This window comes from Streptomyces sp. NPDC088812 (genome assembly GCF_044750285.1).
GTDB lineage: Bacteria > Actinomycetota > Actinomycetes > Streptomycetales > Streptomycetaceae > Streptomyces.
In genome coordinates, this window is record NZ_JBIVJP010000007.1 from 366,889 (window position 1) to 372,888 (window position 6,000).

Annotated in this window: 3 protein-coding genes; 2 read left to right on the forward strand and 1 reads right to left on the reverse strand. The window is 73.4% G+C overall.

Annotation, left to right across the window (positions count from 1 at the left end):
• Positions 1-122: 122 nt before the first annotated feature.
• Positions 123-344 carry a DUF397 domain-containing protein gene (locus ACIP67_RS15615; protein WP_401692146.1) on the forward strand — a complete coding sequence of 74 codons (222 nt, stop codon included), beginning with the start codon at positions 123-125 and terminating at the stop codon, positions 342-344.
• A gap of 415 nt (positions 345-759) precedes the next feature.
• On the opposite strand, the gene ACIP67_RS15620 is transcribed toward ACIP67_RS15615, so the two are convergent.
• Positions 760-3,384 (reverse strand): glycosyltransferase family 1 protein, encoded by a 2,625-nt coding sequence (locus tag ACIP67_RS15620; RefSeq protein ID WP_401692134.1) that lies wholly within the window; start codon positions 3,382-3,384, stop codon positions 760-762.
• Between the two features lie 1,147 nt (positions 3,385-4,531).
• On the opposite strand from ACIP67_RS15620, the gene ACIP67_RS15625 reads away from it, so the two are divergent.
• On the forward strand, positions 4,532-6,000 hold a 1,469-nt coding region (locus tag ACIP67_RS15625), incomplete at its 3' end, for a maltotransferase domain-containing protein (RefSeq protein ID WP_401692135.1).

Consider the following 6,000-nt stretch of genomic DNA (forward strand, 5'->3'; position numbering starts at 1 on the left):
GTCTACCGCATCGGGCCCGATGGTGAACGCGTCGGCGAGATCCACCAGAGCAGCATCACCCGCCGCCCGGACCCGGAAAGGCTCACCATCTCGATGGACTGGCCCGCCTGCCGCTGCCCCCGCTGCCGGACCGGGAACGGCCCACGCGTCCGGTAGTCGCCCCACCGAGGCCGAAGTCCACTTACAGTCCTGACGCATCCAACTGCGTCTACATAGCCGGCCCCGCCCTCGGCAGGATCCTCCTCCGCGAGAGCGACGCCCCGGACACCGTCCTCACGACGACGGTGTCCGGTCTGCGCGCCCTGATACACAGCCTCAAAGGCGACCAGAAGCTCCTCACGTGACCTGGCATACGGCTTCCCGCGTTACAGTCCGCGAGGGGGGCCACGGACTCGCCGGTCCGTGGACCCACACCGTCATCGAAAAGCAGTTACTCACCCGAAGCTCAGGTACCGGGCCGACCCCAGCCCCCTGACTTCAGGTTTTGCTCTTGGTCAGGCGGACTGTCTCGCGAGGTCATCGAGTGGAGCGGCGCTTCGGCGTTCGTGAGTTATCTTCCGACGGCTCCTTGGACCGCTCAGGGGGCGGCCGGGTCCGGCGTACGCGTTCTCGGCGTTCTCTCAGGCCAAGACCGATAGGTGACGCCGCCTCAGATTGCCGGGGTGTCGTCGACAACCGGCCGGTGAATCTCGACGACCGGTCGGGGACCACGGTGTCGCCGGGAGGGGCGGCGTCGGCGCCGCCCCTCCCGGGCCCCGCTCACCGCATCAGCACCCCCGCCCCCTCCGCCAGCTCCTCCGACGGGCCGGCCACCAGTCCCAGTTCCGCGCCGGACGCCAGCAGCGGGTGGTCGGGGAGGATGCGGACCGTGTAGCCGTAGGGGCCGGTGCGGTCGAGGGAGAGGGGGCCCTCGTAGATCCAGCTGCCCTCCAGGTCGGGGCCGCTCGTCGGTTTCAGGGGGACGGTCGTCGCGTCGGTGATGCGGTCCTCGGTGTCGACGCGGCCGGAGACGGCCTGGACCTCGACGTCGTCGGGGGCGAGGTCGCCGAGGCGCAGGCGGACGCGGAGGGAGAGGGTGCTGCCGAGTTCGGCGGTCGGGGTGGCGGCCGAGGTCTCGACGTGGTCGACGGTGACGGCGTGCCAGGCCGACCGCACCCTGGCCTTCCAGGCGGCGAGCTCGCTCGCGGTGTCCGGGTCGAGGGCGCGGTGGGCCTGGGCGGCGGGGACGTAGAGCCGCTCGACGTACTCGCGGACCATGCGGCCGGCCAGGACCTTGGGGCCCAGCAGGGTGAGGGTCTGGCGGACCATCTCGATCCAGCGGTCGGGCAGGCCCTGCCGGCCGCGCTCGTAGAAGCGGGGGGTGACGCGCTGTTCGAGGAGGTCGTAGAGGGCCGCCGCCTCGATGTCGTCGCGGCGGTCGGGGTCCGTGCCGGCGCCGTCGGCGGTGGGGATCGCCCAGCCGAAGTCGGGCCGGAACCATTCGTCCCACCAGCCGTCGAGGACGGAGAGGTTGAGGCAGCCGTTGAGCGCCGCCTTCATGCCGGACGTGCCGCACGCCTCCAGCGGGCGCAGGGGGTTGTTCAGCCAGATGTCGCAGCCCGGGTAGAGCTTCTGGGCCATCGCCATGCCGTAGTCGGGGAGGAAGACGACGCGGTGGCGGACGCGCGGGTCGTCGGCGAAGCGGACCAGCTCCTGGACGAGCCGCTTGCCGCCGTCGTCCGCCGGGTGCGCCTTGCCGGCCACGACGATCTGGACCGGCCGTTCGGGGTGGAGCAGCAGGTCCATCAGCCGGTCGCGGTCCCGGAGCATCAGCGTGAGGCGCTTGTACGACGGGACGCGGCGCGCGAAGCCGATGGTGAGGACGTCGGGGTCGAGGACGCCGTCGATCCAGCCCAGCTCGGCCGTGCCCGCGCCACGCTGGCGCCAGGAGGCGCGCAGGCGGGCGCGGACCTCGTGGACGAGCTGTTCGCGCAGGTCGCGGCGGAGGTCCCAGATGTCCTGGTCGGGGATGTCGGCGACGGAGTCCCAGCGGTCGGAGCCGCCGACGCTGAGCGCGTCCTCGGTGCGCTGGACGCCGACCCGGCGGGCGCCGAGGCGCAGCACCTCGGGGGCGACCCAGGTCGGGGCGTGCACCCCGTTGGTCACGGAGGTGATCGGCACCTCGGCGGGGTCGAAGCCGGGCCACAGGCCGGCGAACATCTCACGGCTGACCTGGCCGTGCAGCAGCGACACGCCGTTGGCGCGCTGGGCCAGGCGCAGGCCCATCACCGCCATGTTGAACAGGTTGGGTTCACCGCCGGGGTAGGTCTCCATGCCCAGGCCGAGGATGCGGCCGACGTCCATGCGCGGCAGTTCGGCGCCGGGGCCGAAGTGCCGGGTGACCAGCTCGCGGTCGAAGCGGTCGATGCCGGCCGGGACGGGGGTGTGCGTGGTGAAGACCGTGCCGGCCCGGACCGCCTCCAGGCCGGAGTCGAAGTCGAGTCCCTCGTCGCAGAGTTCGGCGATGCGCTCCAGGCCGAGGAAGCCGGCGTGCCCCTCGTTGGTGTGGAACACCTCGGGCGGGGCGTGCCCGGTCAGCCGGCAGTACGTGCGTACCGCCCGGACACCTCCTATGCCGAGCAGCATCTCCTGGAGGAGCCGGTGCTCGCTGCCGCCGCCGTAGAGCCGGTCGGTCACCCCCCGCTCGCGCAGGTCGTTCTCCTCGACGTCGGAGTCGAGCAGCAGCAGCGGCACCCGGCCCACCTGGGCCAGCCAGATCCGGGCGCGCAGCCGCCTGCCGCCGGGCAGGGCGAGGGAGACCTGGGCGGGGGTGTCCTCGTCCTCCTCCAGGAGGGTCAGCGGCAGCTCGTTGGGGTCGAGGACGGGGTAGTGCTCCTGCTGCCAGCCGTCCCGGGTCAGGCTCTGGCGGAAGTAGCCGTGCCGGTACAGCAGGCCTACCCCGATCAGCGGCACGCCCAGGTCGCTGGCCGCCTTCAGGTGGTCGCCGGCCAGGATGCCGAGGCCGCCGGAGTACTGGGGCAGGGCGGCCGTGATGCCGAACTCGGGGGAGAAGTAGGCGATGGCGGCCGGGAGCCGCAGGGAGGCGTCCTGGGTCTGGTACCAGCGGTCGCCGGTCACGTAGTCGTGCAGCTCGTCGACGGCCGCGGTCAGCCGGCGCAGGAAGCGGCGGTCCCCGGCCAGTGCGGTGAGGCGCTCGGCGCGCACACCGCCGAGGAGCCGGACCGGGTCCTTGCCGGAGGCGGCCCAGCGTTCGGGGTCGACGGACTGGAAGAGGTCACGGGTCTCCGCGTGCCAGGACCAGCGCAGGTTGCGGGCCAGGTCACCGAGCGGCCGGAGGGGTTCGGGGAGAAGGGGTCGGACGGTGAATCGACGGATCGCCTTCACATTCCACCTCGGCGTGCGTGAGGAAGAGACGCACGGCGGTGTGCGTCCACGTCGTGGATGACGGTACCGGGGTCGGCGCGGGTGGCGCCGAGGGCTTGCCGCCCCCGCGTGCCCGGCTTTCGGCCCGGTACCGGCCCGGCCGTCCGGCTCCCCCGGACGGCGGTACCCGCCGCGCCCGGGGGACGCTCATCCTGTATGGCCGATTCCGTCCCCTGAAGACCCCTCGGGCCACCTTGTGGTGCTTCGCCCCGCACGAGAGGCTGCCCCGTGCGTACCCGGCGCCGGGAACCCGCGCCGCCGTAGACCGAGTGGAGGAGGGGAACGCGGACCATGGCACGGACGCGAACACGGTGTCTGCGCCGGGTGGGGGGTCTGGTCGCGGTCGCCACGACCGTGACGTTTTCGGCCGGCGCCCTGCCCGCGCACGCCGCACCGGAGAGGACGATGCGCGGCGGCCGGGGCACCCGGCGCCGTCCGCGGCAGCTTTCTCGTGACGCCCGGGAACGGGGCGGGCGCCCCGTCGGGGGCCGGCCGTGGCGTCGCCGCGCGGTACGGGGAGAGGAAGGTGTCCGGCCGGGGAGCCGGTTCGCCGGACAAGCCGCTGCGATTCCCGGGTTCCTGACGGCGTGACACCGTCCCCGGCTCCGCCGCCGCGAACGGGCCCGGTCCAGCACCGCCCTTGTGCGCGGACATACGCGCGAGTAGTTAACAAAGTCCCGGATTGCTCACCCGAAAAGGGTGGGAAGGCTCCTCCGGTACACGACCCCGTACGCCCCCCGTACGACACCCCGTACGACCCGAGCACCACCCGGCGCGCCCGGGTGCGAGCACAACCCCGGCCCGTCCGGGTACCCGTAAGGGACCCGGCGCGACCGGACCCGAGTACCGCCCCCGGCGCATCCGGCCACCAGCACCACCCGGTTCCGCCCGGACCGCACCGCCACCACCCCGGGCCCCCGGGAACGAGCCCCAACCCGGCCCTCCGGGGCCAGCACCACCCCGGTCCCCCAGGGCCAGCACCACCCCGGGTCCCGCCCGGGGCCAGCACCACCCCGGGTCCCGCCCGGGCACCACCGGCACCCCCCACCGCAGGACCCACCTCCCCTCGTCCATCCGCCCACCCACGTTGATGCGGACAGGAGCGGTCATGCCCGCCACGCACCACTCGTCAGCACCCCCGACACCCCGTTCGTCCCGCACCACGGCGCCGGCACCCCCCGTGCGCCCCGCCGACGCCGGACCGCCGGCCCCGGAGCGATCCTCCGCGGGTGATGTGACCGCCGTGGGGCGCATCCCCGTCCTCGACGTCCGCCCGATCGTGCAGCACGGCCGCCGGCCGGCCAAGGCGGTCACCGGGGAGACGTTCCAGGTCTCGGCCACCGTGTTCCGCGAGGGCCACGACGCCGTCGCCGCGAACGTCGTCCTGCGCGACCCCGGGGGCCGCCCGGGCCCGTGGACGCCGATGCGCGAACTCGCCCCCGGCACCGACCGCTGGGGCGCCGACGTCACCCCGGACGCACCGGGCCGCTGGACGTACGCGGTGGAGGCCTGGGGCGACCCCGTCACCACCTGGCGCCGGACCGCCGGGGTAAAGATCCCGGCGGGGATGGACACCGAACTGGTCCTGGAGGAGGGCGCCCGCCTGCACGAGCGGGCGGCGGCCGAGCTGCCCGGCGGGGAGGAGCGGAAGGGGGCCGTGCTGCTGGCGGCCGCCGACGCCCTGCGCGACACGACGCGTCCGGCCGCCTCCCGTCTCGCGGCGGCGCTGACGCCGGAGGTGGAGGAGGTGCTGGCCCGTCATCCCCTGCGGGAACTGGTCACCGCGTCCGACGCCCTGCCGCTGCTGGTGGAGCGGGAACGGGCCCTGTACGGGGCGTGGTACGAGTTCTTCCCCCGCTCGGAGGGGACGCCCGAGCGTCCGCACGGCACGTTCCGCACCGCCGCCCGCCGGCTGCCCGCCATCGCCGCGATGGGCTTCGACGTCGTCTACCTCCCCCCGATCCACCCCATCGGCACCACCTTCCGCAAGGGCCGCAACAACACCCTCACCCCCGGCCCCGACGACGTCGGCGTGCCCTGGGCCATCGGCTCCCCCGAAGGCGGCCACGACGCCGTCCACCCCGACCTGGGCACCCTGGAGGACTTCACCCACTTCGTCGAACAGGCCGCCGGCCACGGCCTGGAGATCGCCCTCGACTTCGCGCTCCAGTGCTCCCCCGACCACCCCTGGGTCCACAAACACCCCGAGTGGTTCCACCACCGCCCCGACGGCACCATCGCCCACGCCGAGAACCCGCCCAAGAAGTACCAGGACATCTACCCCGTCGCCTTCGACGCCGACATGGACGGCCTCGTCGAGGAGAGCACGCGCGTCCTGCGCCACTGGATGTCCCACGGCGTGCGGATCTTCCGCGTCGACAACCCCCACACCAAACCCGTCGTCTTCTGGGAACGGCTCATCGCCGGCATCAACCGCACCGACCCCGACGTGATCTTCCTCGCCGAGGCCTTCACCCGCCCGGCGATGATGCGCACCCTCGCCGAGATCGGCTTCCAGCAGTCCTACACCTACTTCACCTGGCGCAACACCAAGGACGAACTGACGGAGTACCTCAC